Below are 20514 nucleotides of genomic sequence, written 5' to 3' on the forward strand. Positions count from 1 at the left end.
TGATGACCGCACCAGCCCCCGCACCAGCCCGGCCGCGCGCCGCACGGGGCACCGCGTCCGCCGTCTTCCTGACCGGGCTCGTCGCGCTGCTCGTCCTCTCCGCCGTGCACCTGCTGCAAGGCACGTCGCACGTCGGGCTCGGCGAACTCCTGCGCGCCGTTTTCCCGGGCACGGACGACGACGCGCGCAGCCAGGCGGTGGCGGTGCTCGTGGCCAGCCGGCTGCCCCGGCTGGCCGCGGCGCTGCTCGTGGGGCTGGCGCTCGGGTTCGCGGGCTGTGTGCTGCAGTCGGTGGCACGGAACCCGCTCACCTCTCCGGACACGCTCGCGGTCAACGCCGGCGCGTACGTCTCGGTGGTCGGTGTCGCGGCGTTCGGGATCTCGCTTCCCTTCTACGTCAACGGAATCGTCGCCTTCGTCGGCGGTCTCGCGGCGGCCGGACTGGTGCTGCTCGTCGCGCGCAGCAGCAGCGGCGGAGCGGCCCGGCTCGTGCTCGCCGGGTCCGCGATCGCGCTGGCGCTGACCGCGCTCACGTCGGTGCTGCTGATGTTGTTCCAGGAGCGGACCGCGGGCCTGTACGGCTGGGGCAGCGGCACGACTGTCCAATCCGGACTGAACCAGGTTTCCCTTGCCGCACCGGTGATCGCGGTCGGCGTCCTCGCTACCCTTCTGCTCGCGCACCGGCTCGACGTCCTCGGTCTCGGCGACGACCACGCGCGCGTGCTGGGCATCGACGTCCGCCGCACGCGCACTTACGCCGTCGTCGTGGCGGTGCTGCTCTCGGCGGTCGCAGTGACCGTCGCCGGGCCGATCGGATTCGTCGGCCTGTGCGCGCCGGTGATCGCGCGGTTGCTGGCCAGCCGGGTGCCCGGGCTCGGCAAACATCCGTTGCTGCTGCCGCTCTCCGGGCTGACCGGTGCGCTGGTCGTCGTGGCCGCCGACGTTCTGCTGCGCGCGCTCGTCCCGGCGGACAAAGCGGTTTCGGTGCCGACCGGCGTCGTGACGACCCTGGCGGGCGCAACCGTGCTGGTCTGGCTGGCACGACGACAGCCGTCCGGAACACCGTCCGCGCGCGGCACGCACGGCACCGTCCGGTCGCGCCGCTGGGTGGCCGGAACCGGTGTCGTGCTCGCGATCGCGCTCGTCGCCGCGGTGATCGCCGCGCTCCTGCTGGGCGACCGGATCGTGCTGCTCGGCGACGTCCTGAACTGGCTGCGCGGCGTGTCCGGCACCGAGGTTTCGTTCGCGCTCGACCTTCGCTGGCCGCGGCTGCTCGCCGCGCTGCTCGGCGGCGCGGCGTTGGCCGTCGCGGGTGCACTGGTGCAGGCGATCTGCCGCAACCCGCTGGCCGAGCCGAGCCTGCTCGGCGTGACGCCGGGTGCGAGCGTCGGCGCGATCAGCGTCGTGCTTCTGGTTCCCGGCATCGGAATCTGGCCGATGATGGCCGCCGCGACCGTCGCCGCGTTCGCGACGTTCGCCCTTGTGCACTGGCTCGCCACCGGCCGCGGTTCGACCGGCCGCGGACTGTCCTCGGACCGGCTGGTGCTGGTCGGCATCGGCGTCAACGCGGGCGCGCAGGCGATTACGACGCTCGTCGTGGTGCTGACCTCGCCGTGGAACGCGCATCTGGCGCTCACCTGGCTCGCCGGCTCGACCTACGGCCGGGAGTTCAGCCAGGTCCTGCCGGTGCTGTTGTGCCTGGTCATCGCCCTGCCGATCGCCTTGTCCAGCGCGCGGACGCTCGATCTGGTCTCGCTGGACGAGGACGTGCCGCGGGTGCTCGGCGTCCCGCTGGACCGGTCCCGCCTCGCCTTCGCCGCACTCGCCGCGGTGCTCACCGCCGCCGCTGCGTGCGCGGTCGGCGCGCTGGGATTCGTCGGGCTCGTGGCCCCGCACGCCGCGCGCGCATTGGTGGGTTCCCGCCACTCGCGCTCGCTGCCGGTGGCGGCTGCGCTGGGAGCGGTGCTCGTGTGCGTCGCGGATACGTTGGGACGCACCGTCCTCGCCCCGACCCAGATCGCGGCGGGCTTGGTGACCGCGCTGATCGGGGCACCGTACTTCGGCTGGCTGCTGTGGCGAAGCCGCGCGAACGCCTAGCCGAACCAGGTGTCCAGCGCGACTTTCAACTCGGCTTCACCCCCAGTCCACGCGATAACTCCGTCCGGCCGCAGCAGAAACGACTCGGAATTCGTCACCGGCACCACCTCGACCCGTTCTGTTGCCAACGCAGCGAGATCGCGGCTTCCCGGATCGAGCACTAAGACACCGCGTCCAGCGCGAGTGTGCTCCGACAGCCGGGTGTTCCGTCCGTCATCGTCCACAAGGGACCGATCCGGACTGTGCAGCCCGACTGGTTCTTCAGCGGGATAAGGGAATTCATACCGCTCCGCCATGCCGGACAGCAGATCCGAGAAGTACCGGTTCGCCTGCGGCAGATCCATCAACTCGGCGACAATCTCGCGCAGCGCGTCGACGTGCAGCCCCGGCGCGAGCAACGCCGACTGCGCCCGCGTATTGCGCAATACCGCCGCACCGACCGGGCCGCGTTCGCGAAAGTAGCTGTCCAGCAACGTTTCCGGCATTTCCCCGCGCACGACCGCAGCCAGTTTCCAGCCGAGGTTCACCGCGTCCAGCAGCCCGAGGTTGAGCCCTTGCCCGCCGCTCGGCGAGTGCACGTGGGCGGCGTCGCCCGCGAGCAGCACCCGGCCGCGCCGGTAGTCGTCGGCCTGGCGTGCTTGGTCAGCGAACCGACGGGAATCGCGCACCTCCGCCACGACGACGTTCTCGCCGGTCACCCGCCGGATGGCCGCCGCCAATTCCGCCGGAGTGACCGGACCGTCGGGCTCGCCGTCGCGGGCGAACTCGGTGACGCCAGCCATGCTGCCGCCGTGCAGGAAAGTCCCGCCCGGGTAGCGTCCGGCGGGCGGCACCTGCCCGGCGAACCGGACTTGGCCCGCGATTGTCCGCAGCAATGGCGGCGTACCTGGGAACCCGAACCCGGCGAGACTTCGGACCTTCCCCCGGCCACCGTCGCACCCCACCAGGTAAGCCGCGGTGATCCGCCGTTCTCCTTGCGGGGTCTCGACAATTGCCGCCACACCGTCCACATCAGACTCGATTTCCGTGACCCGATGCGCCCGCCGCACCCGGACGCCGAGTGCGTCCGCGTGTCCAGCAAGCAGGCGCTCCAACTCCGGCTGCCAGATGTGCGTGCGCGGGCGGTCCTCGTCCGGCAGGAGCTTGTGGATGTTCGCGAAGTGGCCGAGCGAACTGCCGTGATCACGGGCGAAGTCGCGCATTCCCTCATCGTGCGCCACGGCCAGCTGCGGTCCGAGACCGCGCCGGGTCAACGCCTCCGTCGCGAGCACGCCGATGCCGCGTGCCTTCCGTTCCGTCGCGGGCTGCGCAAGCTGCTCGAGCACCAGCGGCCGGATCCCGCCGAGCCGGAGTTCAGCGGCGAGGAACAACCCGACCGGACCCGCTCCGACGACCACTGCGTCTGCTTCCATGACTCTCCTTAACTTGTTAAAGACTAGACTGCCCTGAACTAGTTAAGGAGGCAACCGCCGTGCCGATCGAGATCCCCGCCGCGGTCCGGACCGCACTCGCCTTGGTCGACGCCGACGGCCTCGACAAGCTGACCGTCCGCCGCCTCGCCACCGAACTCGGCGTCAAAGCACCCGCGTTGTACTGGCACTTCAGCAGCAAACGGGCCCTGCTCGACCACCTCGCCGACGCCCTCGTCGCCCCAGCCCTGGACGACCTCCCGCCGCGCGACACCCCGTGGCTGTCCTGGCTGGAACGAGCCGGAACCGCCCTGCACGCCGCCCTCCTCGACCATCGAGACGGCGCACGCATCGCACTCGGCGCAGACCTCCGGACCGCCCGCTCGCTGGGTGATTTCGCCGAGCAAGCCGTCGACGTGCTGCACCGCGCCGGGTTCCCGCTCGCCGACGCGACCCGCTGCGCCGGGGTGTACGTGCACTTCATCCTCGGCCGCGCCGTCGAGGATCAGACCTGGCCGGACGATCTGGAGGCGACCCTCGAAAGCATCCCGTTTCCGCTGATGGCCGCGGGATTGCGGGAACGGCAGGCAGCCGGAAGCACGATCGAGGACGACTTCGGCTACGCACTCGGCATCCTGCTAGCCGGTTTAGCAGCGACACTTCAAGGTGCAATGACTCACTAAGTTGTACGGTTGCACTTTTTGCATGGTTGCACCTATGGTCGATGCCAGACCACACCGGCACGAGAGGGGAAGACCATGAACGAGACACCGCGCATCGCCATCGTCGGCGGCGGCCCGGGGGGACTGCTCGCCGCGCACGTCCTGCACGGCCACGGCATCGCCGCGACCGTGTACGACGCCGACGCCGCCGTGGACTCACGAGATCCCGGCGGCACGCTCGACCTGCACGCCGACAGCGGCCAGATCGCCCTGGAAGACGCCGGGCTGCTGCCGGCCTTCCACGAACTGGCCCGCGTCGAAGGCCAAGCCATGACCAGACGCGACCACCACGGAACCCTGCTGAAGCAGTTCACCCCCGCCGACGACGACACCGCCGCCCCGGAAATCGACCGCGGCCAGCTCCGCACGATGCTGTACGAGCGGCTCGCGCCCGGAACCGTCCACTGGGGACACAAACTCACCGACCTGACCACCGAAAACGGCGTCCACCGCTTGCACTTCGCCAACGGCTCCACAGTGGACGCCGACGTCGTAGTCGGCGCGGACGGCACCTGGTCAAAGGTGCGCCGCCGACTCACCGACGCGAGCCCGGAATACCTCGGAGTGTCCTTTTTGGACGTCCGATTCGACGACGTCGAAACCCGGCACCCGGAAATCGCAGCCTTGGTAGGCAACGGACAACTGTTCACTGCCGACGGAGCTGGCCGCGCGGTGATCGTGCAGCGCAACAGCAACGGGGTGATCCGCGGCTACGTGGCTTTCCGCGCCGAAGAGGACTGGGCCGCAAGGGAAGGCGTCGACCTGACTGACCGCACCTCGGTCCGCGAGTTCCTGCTCCGCGAATTCCGCGGCTGGGGCTCGAAGGTGCTCCCCCTGCTGACCGACAACGACGGCGATTACGTGGCACGCGCGTTCACCGCGCTGCCCGCTCCCCTGACCTGGAAACGGGTCCCCGGCATCACCGTAATCGGCGACGCCGCACACGCAATGGCCCCGTTCGGCGGGCACGGCGCGAACCTGGCATTGCTCGACGGTGCGGAATTGGCGCACGCACTGCACGAGGAGCCGGATGTCGAAGCCGCGTTGACCCGCTACGAGACCGCGATGTTCGCCCGGACCGGTCACCTCGCCGCCTCCGCGAACGCCGCACTGCGCGGCTTCTTCGCCGACCAGCCGGAGGATGGCGCGCAGGACGTTCCGGATCGGGAGGAAGAACTCCGCGCTTACGAGGCGCGGGCTGCTGAGTACCGCGCTTCACGCACGCCCGCTGCTCGCTAGCCCCGCTCCCCTGTTACGGAGTTTCCTGCCGCTGGCCGCCAGTACGGAACTCTCCACCGCTGACCACTCGCCGCGCGACTCCCCGCCGCTGGCTGCCAGCCACGGAACTCCCCACCGCTGAGCACCCGCCACACAGCTCCCCGCCGCTGGCCGCCAGTCACGCAACTCCCCATCGCCGAACGCCCGCCGCGGAACTCCCCACCGCTGAACACCCACCGCCGAAGGCCAGACACGACTCGCCTCCGCCGCCGAACGCCCCGCCTCGGAACGCACCACGCCAAATTCCGTCAGGGGTCCCCTGAGGGAATCTGATTCCCTCAGGGGACCCCTCACGGACCTTCCTACGGCGGGGATTTCTCCCGCTCCACGGCTGCCGCCGGAGTTCCCTCACGAACCGCGCGGCCGCCCGGGCTGACTGTCCGTGAAGGGCTCCTTGCGGGACTCAGATTCCCTCAAGGAGCCCTTCACGGCGTTCGTCAGGAGCGCTTGCGGCGCACCGCCACTGCCGCCACCAGTGCGCCGCCGATGAGCAGCAGCGCTCCGCCTCCGATCAGGTAGCCGCGGATGTCCGCGCCGGTCGACGCGAGCGGGCCGTGGTCGGACGGGCCGGTTCCCGGGGCCACGCCGCCGGAGTTGTCGCTCGTGGTCGTGATCGGGGCCGGGGCTTCCGACGACGAACTGGACGTCGTCGGGCTCGTGCTGCCGGACGAGGACGTCGGCTGCGAGCTCGAGGACGTCGCGCTGGACGACGTCGGCACGGTCGAGGACGACGTCTCCGATGGGCTGGTCGAGGACGACGTCTCCGATGGGCTGGTCGAGGTCGTGGTGGAGCTAGTCGAGGTGGCACTCGACGAAGTCGTGCTGGACGACGTAGTGCTGGACGACGTGCTGCTCGTCGGCTCAGTCGTCGTGGAAGAAGTCGAGCTCGTCGGCTCCGTGCTCGACGTCGTGGTGCTGGAGCTAGTCGACGTCGCACTCGTCGGCGCCGTCGAACTAGTAGTCGGAGCATTGCAGTCCGGCAGATCGCCAGTGAACGGATAAGCGTGGAACTCCTGCCCGCCCGCCGCGCCCTCCGACGTGTGCAGCAGGTTGCCCGCGGTGAAGAACCGGCCGTTGGTGCCCGACGCGGTGACCGTCGTGTCGCTGGCCGGGTTGCCGACCAGCACGCTGCCCTGGAACTGCGCCTGCCCGGCGATCTTCACCTTCGACGCGTCCGGGAAGTTCCACAGCAGCTTCTCGCGCAGGTGGTTGATCGGGTCCTGGTCGGCGAGGTCGCCGGTGTAGGTGTTGATCACCCGGTTGCCGCCGACGAGGTTCACCAGGACCGTCGCGCCCGCCGGGATGCCGGCGAATTCCAGGCCCTGCATGCTGCCGCCGCGGTTGGTGAGGTCGAAGTCGACGGTGAACACCTGCAGCGCGGACTTCCCGTCGCCGGTGAACAGCGTGCGGTAGCCCTCGTTCTTCGCCGTCCCAGTCGCCGCGGACTTGCTGTAGCAGGTGCTGGCTTCCTGCAGCTGCGGCCGGAGCTGTTTGTACGGGTCGGCCGCGTTCGGGTCCTGTTTCAGCGTGCCGGTCACGGTCCCGGTGACGGTGCCGCCGTAGCGCACGACGCCGCCGTCCGCGAGGAGCCGCTGGTTCGGCGCGACGGTGACGTTCTTGCCGGTGGTGAGGAAATCGGTGCCGTCCGGCGGGGGCACGCGCGAGCCGACGCCCGCGATGCCGACGTTGTAGACCGCGGACGCCCCGGCCCGCTTCGCCATGTCGAACCCGCCGAGCACGACGACCCGGCCCTCGGCCTCGGCCGCGCCTTCGCGCACGAGGAAATCGCCGCCGGCGAAGACGTTGATGCCGTTGTCCCGTCCCGCGAACGGCCCGTTGTTGACCGGCGGGTACTTCTCCGGGCAGGCGTCGCCGACGCACGGGCCCAATCCCCCTGGCAGCGGAGCGGCGCTCGCGCCCGGACCGGCCACGAACGCCACCGCACACACCGCCGCGGCGATCGCTCCGCCGACGACGGCCATTTTCCTGGCACGCATGTGGCCGATCCTCACCCGGACCGGGCAGAATACGGCACTCGAAACACCGTAACCCACCCGAACGGGTCAGAAAATCCCCGACTCCTCAGACAAGTAGACTAGTGACGCTCCACACTCGACACCCCGCCGGAAGAATGTCCCGCAGTAGCCTCGCTCCTGCCGCCCCGTCCGACCAGAAAGCCCTCCGATGCCCCCTCTCGTGCACCGGCACCCGCTCGCCGCGCAGGCCGCCGAAGTCCTTCTCGGACGCATTCGCGCCGGCGAATGGCCGCTCGGCCACAAATTGCCCGGGGAAACGACTTTGGCCGCGCAACTGGGCGTCGGCCGGTCGACGCTGCGCGAAGCGATCCGCGAATTGGCGGGCAAAGGCGTGCTGGATTCCCGACAGGGTTCCGGGGTATTCGTGACCGCGCTGGACGTCGCCGAGGATTGGGACGCGGTCCTGCGCCGCGCGTCGATCGGCGCAGTGATCGAGGCGCGCATCGCCATCGAAGCGGAAGCCGCCGCCCTCGCCGCGCACCGGCGAACCCCGACCGACCTACGCGCGATCCGCCGCGCGCTCGCCGCCCGCGCGACCGGCAACCCGGACGTCGAACGCCTGGTGGACACCGACACCGCGTTCCACCGCACCGTGCTCGTCGCCGCGCACAACGACGTGCTGATCGAATTGTTCGACAGTTTCGTCCCGCGAATCCACCGCGCGATGACGGACATGCTGCGCGCCCGGCCGATCACCGCCCCCGAAGAAGACCAAGCCGCGCACCTGGCGCTCGTCGAGGCGATCGCGGGCAAAGACGCGTCCGCCGCGGCGGAGCTGAGCCGGGCGCACCTGACCGCCTTGAAGGAGGCACTTTCGTGAGCGAGGTCGTGCTGCAGCTGACCGACGTCGTGTTCCGCAGGCAGGGCAAGGAAATCCTGCACGGCGTGAACCTGACCGTGCGGGCAGGCGAACACTGGGCGCTGCTCGGCCCGAACGGCGCGGGCAAAAGCACGATCCTCGGTTTCTGCGGCGCGGTCACGCATCCGACCGCAGGCACCGTCGACGTCCTCGGCGGACGGCTCGGCCGCGTCGAACTGCAGGCGCTGCGCCGCAGCATCGGGCACGTCGACCCGCGGCATCCGCTGCGTTCGCCGCTCACCATCCGGGAGGTCGTGCTGACCGGCGTCACCGGGAGCATCGACACGCCGCCGCGCTGGCAGCCCACCGCCGCGCAACTCGCCCAGGCTGACGAACTCGTCGACCTGCTCGGCCTGGCCGGCAAGGCAGGCGAACGCTGGCCGACGCTGTCGCAAGGCGAACGCGGCCGCGCCCTGATCGCCCGCGCGCTGATCAGCGACCCCCGGCTGCTGCTGCTCGACGAACCGTCCACCGGACTCGACGTCGCGGCCCGCGAGCAGCTGCTCGAAACAATCGACCTGCTCACCCGAACCCATCCCCGGCTCGCCTCCATCGTGGTCACCCACCACCTGGAAGAACTGCCGGAAACGACCACGCACGCGTTGCTGATCGCGGACGGTTCGGTGGTTTCGTCGGGACCGATCGACCAGGCGGTGACGACGGCCAGCATCAGCCGGGCGTTCGGCCATCCGATCCGCGTCGACCGCCACGACGGCCGATGGAGCGCCCGCGCCGCCCGGACCCGCTCCACCGAGGTCGCCTGACCCGGGCCGCTGTCCGTGAAGGGCTCCTTGCGGGAACCAGATTCCCTCAAGGAGCCCTTCACGGACTTCCGGCAGCTCAAGCGGTCCGCAGCACCCGCCAAGCCGAGAACCCCAGCAGCACCAGCTCCGCCGCCGAAAAACCGACCAGCGCGAGCGGGCTCGGCACCCACAGCAGCGTCATCCCGACCAGCAGCACCGGCACCACGAGCCCGGCGTAAGCCGCCAGGAAGATCCCGGCCAGCACCTCGCCCCGGGACAGCGGATCGGCCAGCGCCGCCACCGTCCCGACCGCGGCGCGGAAGCCGAGCCCCATCCCGCTCCCGGCGATCACCGAGCCCGCCAGGAACAGCGCCAGCGAGGGCAGCAGCGCCGCCGCCGAAAGCACCGCCAGCCCAATCGGCATCAGCACGAACCCCAGTCGCAACTGCGCCCGCGACGCCATCGACGCGAAGACCACCTGCGCCACCGCCGCCGCACCCAGCATCGAGCCCGCGGTGACCCCGGCGAGCATCCGGCTGTGCTCGTGGAGTCCTTCGGCGAGCAGGGTCGGCGCGAGCGACATGAACAGCCCGGTGATCGCGAACGCGGCGAACACCCCGATCGCCGCGCCGACGAACGCCGGCCGCGCCCCGGCGGGCAGCGACACGCGCTGCGGCCGGTAAGCCGGGCGCTCCTCGCGCCGTTCGACGGTCTCCGGCACCAGGCACACCGCGAACGCCGCCACCAGCAACACCACCAGGAACACGACGAACGTGCTGGTCAGCGGGCCGTCGATGTACTGCGCGAAGACGCCGCCGACCACCGGGCCGAGCCCTAGGCCGCCCATGTTCACCACGGTGGCGATCAAGCCGGAGCGGCCCAGGTCCTGGTCCGGCCGGGTCACCGCCCGCAGCTCGGACAGGTGCGCGGTGGCGGTGGCCGTCAGCGCGCCGATGCCCACGCCGCAGACGAACCGCGCGATCAGCAGGCCCGGGACCTCCGGCCAGAGCAGGAACAACACCGCCGACAGGGCCTCGGCGAGCGTCGAAGCGAGGATCACGCGGCGGCGGCCGAGCCAGTCGCTGACGTGCCCGGCGAGGTAGAGGCTGGCCATCACGCCGACCGCGTACGCCGCGAAGATGACGGTGACCAGGAACGTCGGGAACCCGTCCCGCTGCTGGTAGAGCGCGTACAGCGGGGTGGGCACGGTGGAGAACGCGAGGCACGCGGCGAACGCGAAAGCGATGACCCGGAACCCCCAGCCGTGGCTGACGCGCCATCCGGCCGGGGCAGTGAGAGCGGGCGGAGCTGTGGTGACCATGTCGACCTTCCAAGCGGGAACCTACCCCTGAAACGATCCCCCGCCCCACTCATCAAGTCCAACGAAAAGTGTTGGTCATAGTTATCGTGATCCGCGATAATTGGGGCATGGAAACGCGGCAGCTGGAGTACTTCGTGGCGGTCGCCGAGGAGCTGAGCTTCACGCGGGCGGCCCAGCGGCTGTTCGCCACGCAGTCCACGGTCTCGGCGACGATCCGCGCGCTGGAGACCGACCTCGGCGCGACGCTGTTCGACCGGTCTACCCGCCGGGTCGCGCTGTCAACCGCGGGCGCGCTCTTCCTGCCCGAGGCGAAAGCCGCGCTGGAATCGGTGGAGCGGGCGCGCGAGGTGGTGCAACAGGCGTCCGCGGGTCTGCGCGGAAGCCTCCGGATCGGCACGCTGACCAGCATGAACGCGTTCGATCTGCCGGTGCTGCTCGGCGCGTTCCACCGCAGGCACCCGCTGGTCGACCTGCATCTGACGGTGTCCCTCACCGGTTCGTCCGGCCTCGCCGACGACGTCCGCCACGGCAGGCTCGACGTCGCGTTGCTCGGCCTCGCCCGGGCCGAACTCGGCGGCCTCGACGCGACGCAGCTGGCCAGCGTGCCGTACTACGCCGTGCTGCCGGACAGCCATCCGCTCGCCGGACGCGAGCAGGTCCGGCTGCCGGAGCTGGACGGCGAACTGTTCGTCGACTGTCCGCGCGGCTTCGGGAACCGGCTGGCGGTCGACCGGGAGTTCGCCGCGCTCGGGCTTACGCGCCGGGTGACCGCCGAGGTCGCCGACCTGCGGACGGTGCCGCGCTACGTCGCCGCCGGGCTCGGCGTCGCGGTCCTGCCCGGCACCGCCCGGCTGGATCACCCGGGCGTCGTGTCGATCCCGCTCGCCGACACGTCGCTGACCTGGCCGCTCACCGTCGTCGTCTCCGCGAAGCGCCCGTCGTCGCAGGCCCTGCGGACGCTGCTGGACCTGTTCGTCGCGGCCGCGGCGGAGGGAGATATTACGGAGTTCTGACCGGGCCCCCGGCCACCGGAATAGCGACCGGCCCCGCGGCGTCATCCTGTACACGGAATCCCCGATGGGAGAGAAGGAAATGACGGAAAAAGCGATCCTGGCCGGCGGATGTTTCTGGGGCATGGAGGAGCTGTTCCGCCACCAGCCCGGCGTGACCGCGACCCGCGTCGGCTACAGCGGCGGCGACGTCCCCCACGCCACCTACCGCAACCACGGCACCCACGCCGAAACCATCGAGGTCACCTACGACCCGGAACAAACCGACTTCCGCGCGCTGCTGGAGTTCTTCTTCCAGGTCCACGACCCCAGCACCAAGAACCGCCAGGGCAACGACATCGGCGCCAGCTACCGCTCCGCCATCTTCTACACCACCGACGAGCAAAAGCAGATCGCCGAAGACACCATCGCCGACGTCGACGCCTCCGGACTCTGGCCCGGCAAGGTCGTCACCGAGGTCACCGCGGCGGGCGACTTCTGGGAGGCGGAGCCGGAGCACCAGGACTACCTGCAGCGCTACCCGCACGGCTACACCTGCCACTTCCCGCGCCCCGGCTGGAAACTCCCGAAGCGCGGATGACCGATTACCCAGCGGCGGCAGTCCAGGCCGGACACGTCGAACAGGTCCCCCGGCGAGTGCGCGGAGTGCTCGCCGGGAAGACCATTGTGGACAGCACGCGGGCAAAATACGTCTGGGAATGGCCCTACTATCCGCAGTTCTATTTCCCGCTCGACGACGTCCTCCCCGGCGCGCTGGTCTCCGGAGATGGCGGGCGGTTCTCGCTGCGCGTCGGCGAGGTCGAAAAGCCTGCTGCCGCTTGGGTAAACGACTCTGTCCTACCTGGACACGTCCGGTTCGACTGGGACGCGCTGGACGCCTGGTTCGAAGAGGATGAACAGGTTTTCGTCCACCCGCGCAACCCGTACACGCGAGTGGACGCTTTGCGCTCGACGCGACATGTCCGCGTGCGGTTGAACGGAGTGACGCTGGCGGAATCGTCGTCGCCGGTACTGCTGTTCGAAACCGGCCTCCCGACCCGGTATTACTTCAACCGCACCGAAGTCGATTTCAGGCACCTCGTCGCCGAACCCGGCATGGTCACCGCCTGCCCGTACAAGGGCGAGACGTCCGGCTACTGGTCCGTCCGCGTCGGCGACGTCCTGCACGAGCACCTCGCGTGGACCTACACCTACCCGGCCGCGGCCGTCCAGCCCATCGCCGGACTGGTGGCGTTCTACAACGAGATGGTGGACATCGAAGTCGACGGCGAACTTCTTCCCCGCCCGCGCACGCACTTCTCGCAGTGACTACACCCGTCCGAACGCCTCCACGACAGCGGCCGCCAGCCGGTCCCCGCGCGCCTCTTGTCCGGCGGGCACGGTGATGCAGACGGTGAACCGGTCCGCCCACGTCATGATGCCGACCGCCACCGGGACCCCGGGCGCGAGCGACAAGACCGGGTACACGGTGCGGACGAGCGCCCCGTTGAGCACCACCGGCGACCGCGCGCCGGGCAGCACCGAGGCGATGACGCTGAACCACGTGCCGCGGTAGACGAGCTTGGCCGCCCGACGATGCAGCGCCGGCGGCAGAATCCCGAGCACGCGCACGACAGCGTTGCCCGCGCGGGGCGCACCGTGGCCGACCTGGTCGGACAGCATCCGGTCGGTCGCCCGCACCCGTTCCGACAGCGACATCGCGCCGGTCGGCAGGTCCACCGAAGCCGCGCCGGTGTGGTTGCCGAGCTGACGGAAGGTCCCGGTGTCGCGGACCGACATCGGAATCAGCACCCGAAGCCGCTCCGGCGCGGTCCCGCCCAGCTCGCGATGCAAGGCCTCGGCGACGAGCGCGAGAACGAGATTGGTCGTCGGCACCCTCACCCGGCGCGCGGCCTTCCGGACTTCGGGGGCGGAGAGATGCGCCCGGGCGAAATGCCGTCGGGGACTGTCGATCCGCTTGTCCCAGCGGACTCGGGGCGCGGTACCGGCTCGGGCGAGAGTCCAGACGCCGCGCGCCAGCTCGGCGGCTTGGTTGCGTTGGCTCGGCTTGGCTCGCGCAGGCTCGGCGGTGCCGGAACGACTGGACGGTCCCGATGGCCGCTCAAGCCGGTGCCACACGGGGCTCGCCACGCGAGCGAGCGCCGCGCGCACCGGTGCCGCCAGGCTGGCAAGTGCCGCCCGCACCGCGCTCCGCCCAGGGTGGGACCCGTTGCGCCCCAATGTGGCGTTGGGTGCATGCGACGCACCCAACGCGGCATTCGGTGCGCCGGACGCACCCAAAGTGGCGTTCGGTGCATGAGACGCACCCAACGCGGCATCCGCAGCGCCCGACGCACCCAACGCGGCGTTAGGCGCGTGAGACTCACCCAACGTGGCGTCCGCTGCGTCAGACGCACCCAACGCGGCGTTCGATGCGTGAGACTCACCCGAAGTGGCATTCGGCACGCCAGACGCACCCGACGCGGCATCCGGCACGCCAGACGCACCCAAAGTGGCGTTCGGTGCGTGAGATGCACCCAATGTGGCATTCGGTGCGTCAGATGCACCCAACGCCACATTGGGGCGACGCCACCACCCCCGCCGCCGGGGCGCGGCCACCGGCACCAACGGCTCCTTCCCCCGCGCCTGCCCCACCAGCGCGCTGATCACCGCGATCCCGTCACTCGCCGCGTGGTGCAGCGCGATCAGCAACGCCCCCTGCTCCCCCTCGATCCCGGTCACCAGCCGGGCCCGCACGGGATGTTCCGGGGACACCGGTTCCGAGAAGAACGCGTCCATCTCCCGCGTCAACGCCCCCTCCAGCGGCGCTTCCGGGCCGACCCGCACGGAGGTCAGCACGTCCGCCGACGTCCGGCCCGGGTCCTCCTGCCACCGTGCGCGCCACAACCGGCTGTCGGGCAGCAAGCGGGTTCGCAAGCCGGGGGTCGCGGCGAGCAGATGCTCAGCGTCCGCGTGGGTGACCGGTGTGCCGTCCGCCTTCGGGTCGAACAACAAGACCGCACCGACCTGTTGCGGCACCTCCGGCGTGGCCACGTGCACGAACAGCGCGTCCTCCGGCCGGAGCCGCTGGGTCGGCGGGTTCAGCGGCGCGGAAACGAGCGATTCCAGCGCCTCCACCAGCGGAGTGGCCGTTTCGCAATGCCGCGCGACCGCTTCCGCCATCTCCTTGAGCCGTTCCGGTTCCGCAAGCAGGCCGCGCACGGTTTCCGCCAGCTCACCGTCCTTTGTGGACACCAGGGCGAGCCCGGCGTCGGCCATCAACCGGGCGTTCGCCTTGCCGTGCGCGGCGATCGGGCGATGCATCAGCACCGGACGCCCGCACGCCAGCGCCTCCAGCGAGGTCGCCCCGCCCGCGTTCGTCACCACGACGTCCGCCGCCAGCGTGTACCGCTCCGGCTGGTCCGTCCACCCGACTACGTGCAACCGCGGTTCGCCCAGCGCGCGCAGCCGAGCGGCCGCCGCGTCGTTGCGGCCGCAGATCGCGATCGGCGCCACCGACGGATCCGCCGCCAGCAGCTCGCGCACCGTCGTCTCGATCTCGCCGAAACCCAGCGAGCCGCACGAAACCAGCGGCACGAACGCGGCCGGCGGCAAGCCCAGTTCATGGCGCGCCGCGGTCTGGTCGCCTGGCCGGAACACCGCGCGCACCGGCGGCGCGGACACCCCGACGTGCGCCGACGGCGACGAGCGCAGCGCGGGCGCGACCGCGACGTCGTGCATCACCATGGTGAGATCCGCCGCGCCGTAAACCCAGAACGGATGCGGTGCGAAGTCCGAAACCCACGCACCGATCGGCGCCGGCAATTTCCCTTTGCGGCGCAGCCACGCCAGTCCCGCGGTGCCCATCGGATACGTCGACAGCACCAGATCCGGCGCGAATTCGGCGATCGGTTTCGCGAGCCGCCGACCGCACCACGCGGCGGTGAACCAGCGGGACGCGGCGGCGAACCACGGAATCCGCCAGATCGCGGCGTAAAAGAACTCGTACAGCCACGGGACGCTTTCCACATTGGCGACGTAAATCCGCTGGAAAAGCCCCTCGAAACCAGGACCGAGCCGTTCGAGCGCGTTGACCCACCGCACGGTCGCGTCCGGCCATCGCTGCCGTATCGCGTCCTCGAGCGCGCGCCCCGTCGCGTTGTGCCCCTGCCCCATGTTCGCGGACACGATCAGCACGCGCTCCAACGCTGCCCCCTTCTCGCTAACAGGCGGTCCCGGCGAGGCCGTACCCGTCGTCCGGGTCCGAATCAGGCCGTTCGCCGGGTTCTTCCGATGCGGTTTCCTCTTCGCCGGACGGCATATCCGATTCCGCCGACAAATGCGACGCCCTGGTCGACAGCAGGGCGATCCCGACCACGATCACCAGCCCGGCGAGCGCCTCGCCGAACAGCGCGAGCGGCCTCCCGTCGGCCGATTCGCCCATCCACGACAATCCGATCGCGACGCCGACCAGCGGATCCAGCGCGGTGATGACGGCGAGCGCGGGCGTCAGGTACCGGCCCTGCTGGAACGTGTTCTGGCTCAACAGGAATCCCAATGGCCCCACGACGCACACCAGGTACAGCGTCCAGTGCCGGAACGGTTCGTCGATCCCCGCCCGGAACTGGCCCGCGACCACCTTCATCAGCCCGGCGGTGAGGCCGTACAGCACGCCGGTCGCGACAGCCAGCCCGAGCACCCGCCAAGATCCGGAATTCGTTGACGCGGCAACAACAAGCGACGCCATCGTGATCACCGCGAGCGCGATGCCGAGCGGCAGCAGGTCGCCGCCGCTGACGAGCGTCTCGCTGTTGCCGCTCGGCCGGGCGATGACGAGGAAGGCGGCGAGCCCGGCCACGCACAGCAAGCCGCCGGCACTCATCGTGCGGTCCGGGCGGCGGCGCTCCAGCCGCGCGGACGCCAGGCCGGCGAACATGAGCGATGTCACGAGCAGCGGCTGGACCAGCAGCAACGGCCCGAACGCGAGCGCGACGAGCTGCAGGACGAGACCCAGGATGGTCGCGGCGATCCCGATGAGCCACAATGGTCGTCCGACGAGCCGCTTGAAGAGCGTCAGGTCGAGCGGTTTGCCGGTTTCCACCTCTTTGGTCGCCCTGGCCTGCGCTGCGCTCGCGAGTCCCATGCACGCCGCGCCGGCGACGGCGGCGGGGACAGCCACGACCAGCGACATCCCCGTAACTGTCACGGACTCTTCACCTCACACCGTCCCCATCCGCCGTGCTTATGCTCAAGCCTTGTCCGAGGCCGAGTCGCCCGGTTGGCACCGGAGGCAGCAGAACCCGCATGCGACACCCCCATACGATCGACCTCCCCTCGTTCCGCAATCTCGTCGTGGACGGGGGCCGGCACCTGCTCGAGTCGACGCTGGTCCCGGCCGGCCTGTTCTATCTCCTGCTGACCCTGGTGAGCTTCGACAGCGGGGTCATCGCCGCGCTGTGCTGGTCGGTCGCCGTGGTCGGCACCCGGCTCGCGCTGCGCAAGAAGATCCCCGCCGTGCTGCTGCTGACCACGGCTCTGCTGGTCGCGCGCACTGTGCTGGGCCTGGCCACCGGCAGCGCATTCCTGTACTTCCTGCAGCCGACTCTACAGAATTTCCTCGTCGCCAGCCTGTTCCTGATCTCCGCGCCGTTCAACAAACCGCTGCTCGCGCGGCTGGCGGGCGATTTCTGCGCATTCCCCGATTCGCTCTCCGGACACCCCGGAATGCGCCGGTTCTTCCAGCGCGTTTCGGTGCTGTGGGGACTCGTCTTCGCGGTGAACGGCGGCGTGACGCTGCTGATGCTCGCGCGGGAAACGGTCGGCAGCTTCCTCATGGTCAGCACCGCGGGCTCGTACTCGGTCATCGGGCTGGCCATCGCCGGTTCGCTGTGGTGGTTCCGGCGTTCGCTGCGCTCGGCGGGCATCACGCTGCGCATGGGCCACCGCCCGGCCGCGCTGCCCGCCGCCTGATGGCCCGCACCGCGCTGGTCACCGGCGCGTCGTCGGGCATCGGCGCCGCCACCGCGCGGCTGCTCGCCCGCTCCGGCGTCCACGTGCTGCTGCACGGCCGGAACGAGGACCGGCTGGCCGCCCTCGCCCAGGAAACCGGCGGCACCGCGCTCGCCGCCGACCTCGCGGACCCCGGCGCCGCGGCGGAGCTCGCCGAACGCGCGCTGGCGGTCACCGGATCGGTGGATCTGCTCGTCAACAACGCCGGTCTCGGCTGGGCTGGTCCCCTGCCTGAACTGTCCGAGGAACGGCTGCGGCACCTCGTCACCGTGAACCTCACCGCGCCGCTCGACCTGACGCGCGCGCTGCTCCCCGCGATGCTGGAACGCGACCGCGGGCAGATCGTTTTCGTGTCCTCGATCGCCGGACGCACCGGCGTCGCCGGGGAAGCCGTGTACGCCGCGGCGAAGTCCGGTGTGGACGCTTTCGCCGACAGCCTCCGATTCGAGTTGCACGGCACCGGAGTAACCGTCGGAATCGTAGTTCCCGGCGTGGTGCGCACGGAATTCTTCGAACGTCGCGGCCGTCCCTACACTCGCAGCACGCCCCGTCCGGTGAGCGCCGAACGCGTGGCCGCCGCCGTGGTGCGCGCCGCCGCGCATCCGGGCGATTACTACGTGCCGCGCTGGCTGCGGATCCCCGTCGCGCTGCGCGGCACGGCACCAGGCCTGTACCGCACGCTCGCGGCGCGATTCGGCGCCGAAAGCTGACGGCTCCACGCACACCTCCTCCCCGGGCGCCTCGCGAGCGGCCCTCCCGGTTCCCGCCGGGGTACCCCCGCTTACGCGACCCAAGCATGTCCTCCGTGCTGCCGCATCAGGGAAATTCCCCGATCAGGCGGTTTCGTCCGCTTCGCCGGGCGGTCCCCAGGCCAGCGCCAGCACGAGCGTCGCGCGCACGGCCGGGTCGTCCAGCGACGGCCCGAACAGGTCGTGCAGGCGGCCGAGCCGGTACGAAACCGTCTGCGGATGGATGTGCAGGTCCTCCGCGACCGCCTTGCGGTCCCCCAGATGCAGCAGCCACGACGTGAGCGTGGTGGACAGCCGTTCCCGCGCGGATTCGTTCAGCTCGTCAAGCGGGGCAAGGGCTTGTCTTCGCAGCACGTCGAGCAGCCGGTCGTCGCGGTGCACGATGATCGCGTCGAGATGTTCGTCGGCGAACACCGGATCGTCGCTGAGCAGGTGGTCCCGGCGGAGCCGCGCGGTCACCTCGGCGATGCGCAGGCTGGCCGGGAGCCGGTCGAGCGGCACCGTCGCGCCGACCACCGCGCCGCCGCCGCGCAGCGCGCGGGCCAGCCACGCGCGCCTGCCGGGACCGCCCGGGTCCGGCACGATCGCCACGACCACGCCCGGCCTGCGCAGCCGCAGGCAGCTGTCTTCGAGGCGGAACACCAATTCCCGGCCCAGCTCGTTGTCGTCCTCCACCAGCACGACCGCGGCGTGCTTCGGCAACCGCCAGTCCGCACGCGCCGCCGCCGCGCGCACCGCGGCCTTGTCCGCCCGGTCGGACAGCAGCAGCGCGGTCAGTTCGTCGCGCAGCCGTTCCCGCGCGCGCACCGCGTCCGACTGCTCCTGCAAGTACCCGCGCAGCGACGATTCCGATAGCTGGTCCACGAGAGCGAACACAGTGGTGGCGAGCGAGGCGAACAGTTCGGCGGGCACCTCGAGATCGAGCGCGGCTTCCGAAACGTGCCGCCACGCCACACGCGCGCCGACCCGGTAAGCCGACAGCAGGCTCGTGACGCGCCTGCCCTGCTGGTATTGCGCACGCCCGATTTCCTCGAACACCGTCTGCTCGACGCCGGACCCCAGCCCCGGCAGCCGCTCGTCCGGCTCGGCCGCCATGTCAATCAGCCGCCGGACGAATCCCGCGCTGGCGGCGACGAGGTCGGCGAGTTCTTCGGTCAGGAACTCCGCGTAGTCGGGGTGCTCGTCCGCGAGCTGGTCGCGGACCTCGTTGAGCATGGCGGGCAGCCGGCGGGTCACCACCGTCTCCAGTTCGTCAAGCCGGGTCACCTGATCTGGTCCCATGTGTCCGGGAGTCCTTCCGTCGCAGGCCGCGGTCTCGGGTCGCCTCGGGACATCCTGGCCCCACTTTGGCCTCTCGTGCCAAGTCGAAGCCACCGAAATTCGCTTTCCGGCGGCAGAAGCCGCCCGTCCGGGGGCGCGACACTGGCGAGGATGAGATCCACAGCGGGTGTCCGTCACGCTCCGGATACGTCAGGACTGCGAGAGAAACGGCGCGCGGAAAACTTTCCGGTGGCCCTGCGGGTGCTGCCGGAACGGCTGCGCGCCGACCTTGTCGCGGTCTATTCCGTCGCGCGCACTGTGGACGATCTGGGCGACGAGGCCGAGGGCGACCGGGTCGCGCAGCTCGAAGCGTTCTCGGCGGACCTGTCCGCCGCGTTCGGCAACGGGGAACCGGAACATCCCGCTGTCCGTGGACTTCTCCCCGCGATCCGCGCCGGACGGCTGACCGAGGAACCGTTCCAGCGGCTCGTCCAGGCGAACATCCAAGACCAGCGGGTGCACCGCTACCCGGTCTTCGCGGACTTGCTGGCGTACTGCCAGCTTTCCGCCGATCCCGTCGGGCGGATCGTGCTCGACCTGCTCGGGGTGGCCGACCCGGCCGCCGCGGAGCTGTCCGACCGGATCTGCACCGGGCTCCAGCTCGTGGAGCACTGGCAGGACGTCGGCGAGGACTACCGCAACGGGCGGGTGTACCTGCCGCAGGAGGACCTCGCCGAGTTCGGCGTCGCCGAGGAGGAATTGGGCGCCGCGCACGCGTCGCCCCGGATGAAAGCGCTGATGCGGTGGGAAACCGGCCGCGCCGCCGCCCTGCTGGGCGGCGGCGCGGATCTGCTGGGGCACCTGTCCGGCTGGGGGCGGTTCGCGGTGAGCGGCTTCCTCGCCGGCGGGCTCGCCGCGGTCGACGCACTGCGCGCGAGCGGCGGCGACGTGCTGTCCGCACCGGTCCGGCCGAGCCGGGCCGGGCTGCTGAGTTGGCTGGGGTGGCTGCAAGTCGGCACGAGGAGGCGGTCCGGATGACGGCA

17 protein-coding genes are annotated in these 20514 nt (G+C 70.6%); 11 read left to right on the top strand and 6 right to left on the bottom strand.

Annotated elements, in window-relative coordinates; genetic code table 11:
• Positions 1 to 2: 2 nt before the first annotated feature.
• Entirely contained in the window at positions 3 to 2096 is a 2094-nt protein-coding gene (locus tag DMP23_RS01020; RefSeq protein WP_337819847.1) for an iron ABC transporter permease, read from the top strand.
• On the opposite strand, the gene DMP23_RS01025 is transcribed toward DMP23_RS01020, so the two are convergent.
• A complete protein-coding gene (locus DMP23_RS01025; RefSeq protein WP_337819848.1) occupies positions 2093 to 3508 on the bottom strand; it encodes an FAD-dependent monooxygenase in 1416 nt (471 codons plus the stop codon). The genes DMP23_RS01020 and DMP23_RS01025 overlap by 4 nt on opposite strands.
• A 59-nt stretch (positions 3509 to 3567) precedes the next feature.
• Between DMP23_RS01025 and DMP23_RS01030 the strand changes: the two genes are divergently transcribed.
• On the top strand, positions 3568 to 4188 hold the full coding sequence (locus DMP23_RS01030) for a TetR/AcrR family transcriptional regulator C-terminal domain-containing protein (protein ID WP_337819849.1): 621 nt from the start codon (positions 3568 to 3570) through the stop codon (positions 4186 to 4188).
• 75 nt (positions 4189 to 4263) lie between these two features.
• The gene (locus DMP23_RS01035) at positions 4264 to 5466 is read left to right on the top strand and encodes an FAD-dependent oxidoreductase (RefSeq protein ID WP_337819850.1); all 1203 of its coding nucleotides are present in this window, start codon (positions 4264 to 4266) and stop codon (positions 5464 to 5466) included.
• A gap of 476 nt (positions 5467 to 5942) precedes the next feature.
• On the opposite strand, the gene DMP23_RS01040 is transcribed toward DMP23_RS01035, so the two are convergent.
• Positions 5943 to 7502 (bottom strand): choice-of-anchor A family protein, encoded by a 1560-nt coding sequence (locus DMP23_RS01040; RefSeq protein ID WP_337819851.1) that lies wholly within the window; start codon positions 7500 to 7502, stop codon positions 5943 to 5945.
• 187 nt (positions 7503 to 7689) lie between these two features.
• Between DMP23_RS01040 and DMP23_RS01045 the strand changes: the two genes are divergently transcribed.
• Positions 7690 to 8361, top strand: coding sequence for a FadR/GntR family transcriptional regulator (locus DMP23_RS01045; RefSeq protein ID WP_337819852.1), 672 nt, complete (start codon positions 7690 to 7692; stop codon positions 8359 to 8361).
• Positions 8358 to 9164 carry an ABC transporter ATP-binding protein gene (locus DMP23_RS01050; RefSeq protein ID WP_275291851.1) on the top strand — a complete coding sequence of 269 codons (807 nt, stop codon included), beginning with the start codon at positions 8358 to 8360 and terminating at the stop codon, positions 9162 to 9164. The genes DMP23_RS01045 and DMP23_RS01050 overlap by 4 nt, the downstream gene beginning before the upstream one ends.
• 76 nt (positions 9165 to 9240) lie before the next feature.
• On the opposite strand, the gene DMP23_RS01055 is transcribed toward DMP23_RS01050, so the two are convergent.
• A complete protein-coding gene (locus tag DMP23_RS01055) occupies positions 9241 to 10464 on the bottom strand; it encodes an MFS transporter (protein ID WP_037819437.1) in 1224 nt (407 codons plus the stop codon).
• A gap of 107 nt (positions 10465 to 10571) precedes the next feature.
• Between DMP23_RS01055 and DMP23_RS01060 the strand changes: the two genes are divergently transcribed.
• The 3 genes from DMP23_RS01060 to DMP23_RS01070 all read left to right on the top strand — a co-directional run bounded on the left by DMP23_RS01060 (position 10572) and on the right by DMP23_RS01070 (position 12782).
• Complete coding sequence (locus tag DMP23_RS01060) at positions 10572 to 11477, top strand: LysR family transcriptional regulator (protein ID WP_337819853.1); 906 nt, start codon at positions 10572 to 10574, stop codon at positions 11475 to 11477.
• A gap of 79 nt (positions 11478 to 11556) precedes the next feature.
• Positions 11557 to 12054 (top strand): peptide-methionine (S)-S-oxide reductase MsrA, encoded by a 498-nt coding sequence (msrA, locus tag DMP23_RS01065; protein ID WP_337824336.1) that lies wholly within the window; start codon positions 11557 to 11559, stop codon positions 12052 to 12054.
• Positions 12051 to 12782, top strand: a complete 732-nt coding sequence (locus DMP23_RS01070) for a DUF427 domain-containing protein (protein ID WP_337819854.1) — start codon at positions 12051 to 12053, stop codon at positions 12780 to 12782. The genes msrA and DMP23_RS01070 overlap by 4 nt, the downstream gene beginning before the upstream one ends.
• On the opposite strand, the gene DMP23_RS01075 is transcribed toward DMP23_RS01070, so the two are convergent.
• Both DMP23_RS01075 and DMP23_RS01080 read right to left on the bottom strand, forming a co-directional pair.
• Positions 12783 to 15650, bottom strand: a complete 2868-nt coding sequence (locus tag DMP23_RS01075; protein WP_337824337.1) for an MGDG synthase family glycosyltransferase — start codon at positions 15648 to 15650, stop codon at positions 12783 to 12785.
• Between the two features lie 25 nt (positions 15651 to 15675).
• Entirely contained in the window at positions 15676 to 16644 is a 969-nt protein-coding gene (locus DMP23_RS01080; RefSeq protein WP_337819855.1) for a DMT family transporter, read from the bottom strand.
• 113 nt (positions 16645 to 16757) lie between these two features.
• Between DMP23_RS01080 and DMP23_RS01085 the strand changes: the two genes are divergently transcribed.
• On the top strand, positions 16758 to 17423 hold the full coding sequence (locus DMP23_RS01085; protein ID WP_037819429.1) for a VC0807 family protein: 666 nt from the start codon (positions 16758 to 16760) through the stop codon (positions 17421 to 17423).
• The gene (locus DMP23_RS01090; RefSeq protein ID WP_337819856.1) at positions 17423 to 18172 is read left to right on the top strand and encodes an SDR family NAD(P)-dependent oxidoreductase; all 750 of its coding nucleotides are present in this window, start codon (positions 17423 to 17425) and stop codon (positions 18170 to 18172) included. The genes DMP23_RS01085 and DMP23_RS01090 overlap by 1 nt, the downstream gene beginning before the upstream one ends.
• Before the next feature lie 123 nt (positions 18173 to 18295).
• On the opposite strand, the gene DMP23_RS01095 is transcribed toward DMP23_RS01090, so the two are convergent.
• Positions 18296 to 19492, bottom strand: a complete 1197-nt coding sequence (locus DMP23_RS01095) for a PucR family transcriptional regulator (RefSeq protein WP_337819857.1) — start codon at positions 19490 to 19492, stop codon at positions 18296 to 18298.
• Positions 19493 to 19642: 150 nt separating this feature from the next.
• Between DMP23_RS01095 and hpnC the strand changes: the two genes are divergently transcribed.
• Entirely contained in the window at positions 19643 to 20509 is an 867-nt protein-coding gene (hpnC, locus tag DMP23_RS01100) for a squalene synthase HpnC (protein ID WP_205670312.1), read from the top strand.
• The last annotated feature ends 5 nt before the right edge of the window (positions 20510 to 20514 follow it).

This window comes from Amycolatopsis sp. A1MSW2902, from assembly GCF_017312175.1.
Lineage (GTDB): Bacteria > Actinomycetota > Actinomycetes > Mycobacteriales > Pseudonocardiaceae > Amycolatopsis > Amycolatopsis nivea.

What these genes read in the sequence shown, in the direction of transcription:
- DMP23_RS01020 (WP_337819847.1), top strand. Translation starts at nt 3, where the DNA reads ATGACCGCACCAGCCCCCGCACCAGCCCGGCCGCGCGCCGCACGGGGC.
- DMP23_RS01025 (WP_337819848.1), bottom strand. Translation starts at nt 3,508, where the DNA reads ATGGAAGCAGACGCAGTGGTCGTCGGAGCGGGTCCGGTCGGGTTGTTC.
- DMP23_RS01035 (WP_337819850.1), top strand. Translation starts at nt 4,264, where the DNA reads ATGAACGAGACACCGCGCATCGCCATCGTCGGCGGCGGCCCGGGGGGA.
- DMP23_RS01040 (WP_337819851.1), bottom strand. Translation starts at nt 7,502, where the DNA reads ATGCGTGCCAGGAAAATGGCCGTCGTCGGCGGAGCGATCGCCGCGGCG.
- DMP23_RS01045 (WP_337819852.1), top strand. Translation starts at nt 7,690, where the DNA reads ATGCCCCCTCTCGTGCACCGGCACCCGCTCGCCGCGCAGGCCGCCGAA.
- DMP23_RS01055 (WP_037819437.1), bottom strand. Translation starts at nt 10,464, where the DNA reads ATGGTCACCACAGCTCCGCCCGCTCTCACTGCCCCGGCCGGATGGCGC.
- DMP23_RS01060 (WP_337819853.1), top strand. Translation starts at nt 10,572, where the DNA reads ATGGAAACGCGGCAGCTGGAGTACTTCGTGGCGGTCGCCGAGGAGCTG.
- msrA (WP_337824336.1), top strand. Translation starts at nt 11,557, where the DNA reads ATGACGGAAAAAGCGATCCTGGCCGGCGGATGTTTCTGGGGCATGGAG.
- DMP23_RS01070 (WP_337819854.1), top strand. Translation starts at nt 12,051, where the DNA reads ATGACCGATTACCCAGCGGCGGCAGTCCAGGCCGGACACGTCGAACAG.
- DMP23_RS01080 (WP_337819855.1), bottom strand. Translation starts at nt 16,644, where the DNA reads ATGTCGCTGGTCGTGGCTGTCCCCGCCGCCGTCGCCGGCGCGGCGTGC.
- DMP23_RS01085 (WP_037819429.1), top strand. Translation starts at nt 16,758, where the DNA reads ATGCGACACCCCCATACGATCGACCTCCCCTCGTTCCGCAATCTCGTC.
- DMP23_RS01090 (WP_337819856.1), top strand. Translation starts at nt 17,423, where the DNA reads ATGGCCCGCACCGCGCTGGTCACCGGCGCGTCGTCGGGCATCGGCGCC.
- DMP23_RS01095 (WP_337819857.1), bottom strand. Translation starts at nt 19,492, where the DNA reads ATGGGACCAGATCAGGTGACCCGGCTTGACGAACTGGAGACGGTGGTG.
- hpnC (WP_205670312.1), top strand. Translation starts at nt 19,643, where the DNA reads ATGAGATCCACAGCGGGTGTCCGTCACGCTCCGGATACGTCAGGACTG.